Origin of the sequence: Rothia sp. HMSC058E10 (assembly GCF_001809415.1) — a bacterium.
In the GTDB taxonomy this organism is placed as follows: domain Bacteria; phylum Actinomycetota; class Actinomycetes; order Actinomycetales; family Micrococcaceae; genus Rothia; species Rothia dentocariosa.
On sequence record NZ_KV797603.1, the window covers coordinates 1 to 1,301 of the forward strand.

General features: G+C 45.4%; 2 protein-coding genes. Both read left to right on the plus strand.

Going from position 1 to position 1,301, the window contains the following annotated elements:
- The coding region (locus HMPREF2609_RS00230) for a hypothetical protein (RefSeq protein ID WP_246825520.1) at positions 1-598 on the plus strand (598 nt) is incomplete at its 5' end.
- 46 nt (positions 599-644) lie between these two features.
- Positions 645-1,301, plus strand: a 657-nt coding sequence (locus HMPREF2609_RS00235) for a hypothetical protein (protein ID WP_070534437.1), incomplete at its 3' end; no start/stop codon positions are given.

Here is a 1,301-nt window from a genome sequence, read left to right on the forward strand (position 1 = left end):
CTGGGAGAACCATATGCTGCCCTATCTGGAGGCAGAGGGGTGGAAGGTTATTGTTGTTGACTGTGCCGGGGTAAAAACCACGTTGGATTTTGCGTACCGTCTGGTTGAGAGTATTGAGAGTGTCTATGCTATTCCGGATGATTTTAACCTGCGTTGGGCTTCTGAAGATGCCTGCCTGATTAACTGGTTTGATATGCGTCAAGGACTGTTTATGCTGTATAAAAACTTTGATGACCTCTTCGTGATGGATGATAAGGCTGTTACAGCATGCGTAAATATTCTGGAAACTATGGACGGTCGTTATACTGTTCGTCCAGTTTTCGGTAGTGGGCTTTATCGGGTCCTCTTTGGATATGGATTTGAATTTTCACGCGAGAGCCTACCTGTGATCAAAAAATTCTTTGAAGATAAAACTGTAACCGCCAAAGATGGGGCGGAATATCCTTGGAGCGGTGTGGAGAGGTATAAGAAAGTGTTTTTTCCTCAGGGTTTTCCTGACCCGTTGTATGAGGATGGGGAGTGGATTGACGATCCTGATGAGTACCCCGAGAGCACATCCTATACCGGCGGCAGTGGTGAGGAGGGTTCTTCTGAATAATACAAGTTAGTTTTCTCGTCGAGTTGCACTCCAAAAGAGGTAGAAAATGGCTTATAAACAAGCAGGGTCTTCTAAAAAATTCATCGCGCCCTTGTTTCTTGCAGAAGATCGATACTGGGAAGATTATATGCGCCCTTACCTCGAGAAAGAAGGATGGTGCGTTGTGGAGGTCGATTGCGCAGGAGTGCAAGGTACTAGGGATTTTGGGTATCGACTTATGGAAGCGATCCGACTTGATTGGGAGAATGAAATTAGTGGTGAATTTGACTCATACTGGGCTGAAGAACTTGCTACTGAAATCGACTGGCTAGATATGCGCCAAGGACTGTTTGTTTATCTTAAACATTTTGAAGATGTTCTAAAGATGGCCGATTATCTGGGGGGTGACAGTTATGCGAACTATGTAGTACGTCTCATTGATTCGATGCAGCTTCATTACCCTATGCGGCCTGCCGGTCATGAAGGGTATGAGGTTCTTTTTGGGTATGGGTTTGAGGTGTCGAAAGATTTTCTCCCTCGCGTTGAGGAGTATTTTGAAGGTCATCAGACGATCTGTGCTGGTCCCAATGCTGTATATCCCTGGTCTCAGCAGGAGGATCGGAAGAAGAAATATTTCCCTAGTGGTTTTCCAGATCCGTTGTATGACAAGAATGGTATCTGGATAACTGACCCCGATGAGTATCCTGAAAGTACCACCTACACC